At 57.3% G+C, this 2,047-nt stretch carries 5 protein-coding genes; all 5 read left to right on the top strand.

The window, feature by feature from the left end; translation table 11 throughout:
- On the top strand, positions 1 to 220 hold a 220-nt coding region (gene gpFI / locus FQZ95_RS01060; protein WP_024212794.1), incomplete at its 5' end, for a DNA-packaging protein FI.
- Between the two features lie 11 nt (positions 221 to 231).
- Complete coding sequence (locus FQZ95_RS01055) at positions 232 to 585, top strand: head-tail joining protein (protein ID WP_000752960.1); 354 nt, start codon at positions 232 to 234, stop codon at positions 583 to 585.
- 11 nt (positions 586 to 596) lie between these two features.
- A complete protein-coding gene (locus FQZ95_RS01050; protein WP_001398561.1) occupies positions 597 to 1,175 on the top strand; it encodes a phage tail protein in 579 nt (192 codons plus the stop codon).
- Positions 1,172 to 1,567: a phage minor tail U family protein gene (locus tag FQZ95_RS01045; RefSeq protein WP_000683105.1), complete on the top strand. Its 396-nt coding sequence runs from the start codon at positions 1,172 to 1,174 to the stop codon at positions 1,565 to 1,567. Before FQZ95_RS01050 ends, FQZ95_RS01045 begins: the two co-directional genes overlap by 4 nt.
- 7 nt (positions 1,568 to 1,574) lie before the next feature.
- Positions 1,575 to 2,047: phage tail tube protein (locus tag FQZ95_RS01040; protein WP_272917182.1), on the top strand; the 473-nt coding region annotated here is incomplete at its 3' end.

The following is a 2,047-nucleotide window of genomic DNA, read 5'->3' as shown; positions in this document are numbered from 1 at the left end:
GCTGACCGGACATGAAAATGAGGTTGTATCAGCGCAGCCGGATACCGTGACTGATACGGCTGATCTGGTCACGGTTGTGGCACTGGTGACGCTGCATACCGATGCACTTCACGCCACGCGGGATGAGGCTGTGGCATTTGTGCTGCCGGGAACGGCGTTCCGTGTCTCTGCCGGTGTGGCAGCTGAAATGACAGAGCGCGGCCTGGCCAGAATGCAATAACGGGAGGCGCTGTGGCTGATTTCGATAACCTGTTCGATGCTGCCATTGCCTGCGCCGATGAAACGATACGCGGGTACATGGGAACGTCAGCCACCATGACATCCGGTGAGCAGTCCGGTGCTGTGATACGTGGTGTTTTTGATGACCCTGAAAATATCAGCTATGCCGGACAGGGCGTGCGCGTTGAAGGCTCCAGCCCGTCCCTGTTTGTCCGGACTGATGATGTGCGGCAGCTGCGGCGCGGCGACACGCTGACCATCGGTGAGGAAAACTTCTGGATAGACCGGATTTCGCCGGATGATGGCGGAAGCTGTCATCTCTGGCTTGGGCGGGGCGTACCGCCTGCCGTTAACCGTCGCCGCTGAAAGGGGGATGTATGGCCATAAAAGGTCTTGAGCAGGCCGTTGAAAACCTCAGCCGTATCAGCAGAACGGCGGTGCCCGGTGCCGCCGCAATGGCCATTAACCGCGTTGCTTCATCCGCGATATCGCAGTCGGTGGCACAGGTTGCCCGTGAGACAAAGGTACGCCGGAAACTGGTAAAGGAAAGGGCCAGGCTGAAAAGGGCCACGGTCAAAAATCCGCAGGCCAGAATCAGGGTTAACCGGGGGGATTTGCCCGTAATCAAGCTGGGTAACGCGCGGGTTGTCCTTTCCCGCCGCAGACGTCGTAAAAAGGGGCAGCGTTCATCCCTGAAAGGTGGCGGCAGCGTGCTTGTGGTGGGAAACCGTCGTATTCCCGGCGCGTTTATTCAGCAACTGAAAAATGGCCGGTGGCATGTCATGCAGCGTGTGGCCGGGAAAAACCGTTACCCCATTGATGTGGTGAAAATCCCGATGGCGGTGCCGCTTACCACGGCGTTTAAACAGAATATTGAACGGATACGGCGTGAACGTCTTCCGAAAGAGCTGGGCTATGCGCTGCAGCATCAACTGAGAATGGTAATAAAGCGATGAAACATACTGAACTCCGTGCAGCCGTACTGGATGCACTGGAGAAGCATGACACCGGGGCGACGTTTTTTGATGGTCGCCCCGCTGTTTTTGATGAGGCGGATTTTCCGGCAGTTGCCGTTTATCTCACCGGCGCTGAATACACGGGCGAAGAGCTGGACAGCGATACCTGGCAGGCGGAGCTGCATATCGAAGTTTTCCTGCCTGCTCAGGTGCCGGATTCAGAGCTGGATGCGTGGATGGAGTCCCGGATTTATCCGGTGATGAGCGATATCCCGGCACTGTCAGATTTGATCACCAGTATGGTGGCCAGCGGCTATGACTACCGGCGCGACGATGATGCGGGCCTGTGGAGTTCAGCCGATCTGACTTATGTCATTACCTATGAAATGTGAGGACGCTATGCCTGTACCAAATCCTACAATGCCGGTGAAAGGTGCCGGGACCACCCTGTGGGTTTATAAGGGGAGCGGTGACCCTTATGCGAATCCGCTTTCAGACGTTGACTGGTCGCGTCTGGCAAAAGTTAAAGACCTGACGCCCGGCGAACTGACCGCTGAGTCCTATGACGACAGCTATCTCGATGATGAAGATGCAGACTGGACTGCGACCGGGCAGGGGCAGAAATCTGCCGGAGATACCAGCTTCACGCTGGCGTGGATGCCCGGAGAGCAGGGGCAGCAGGCGCTGCTGGCGTGGTTTAATGAAGGCGATACCCGTGCCTATAAAATCCGCTTCCCGAACGGCACGGTCGATGTGTTCCGCGGCTGGGTCAGCAGTATCGGTAAGGCGGTGACGGCGAAGGAAGTGATCACCCGCACGGTGAAAGTCACCAATGTGGGACGTCCGTCGATGGCAGAAGATCGCAGCACGGT

It is taken from the genome of Escherichia sp. HH41S (assembly GCF_009820115.1).
In the GTDB taxonomy this organism is placed as follows: domain Bacteria; phylum Pseudomonadota; class Gammaproteobacteria; order Enterobacterales; family Enterobacteriaceae; genus Escherichia; species Escherichia coli_F.
This window is presented reverse-complemented; position numbering and strand designations above follow the sequence as displayed.

Bases quoted from the DNA above. Each gene is read 5' to 3' on its own strand.
- FQZ95_RS01050 (WP_001398561.1), top strand. From the start codon at position 597: ATGGCCATAAAAGGTCTTGAGCAGGCCGTTGAAAACCTCAGCCGTATC.
- FQZ95_RS01045 (WP_000683105.1), top strand. From the start codon at position 1,172: ATGAAACATACTGAACTCCGTGCAGCCGTACTGGATGCACTGGAGAAG.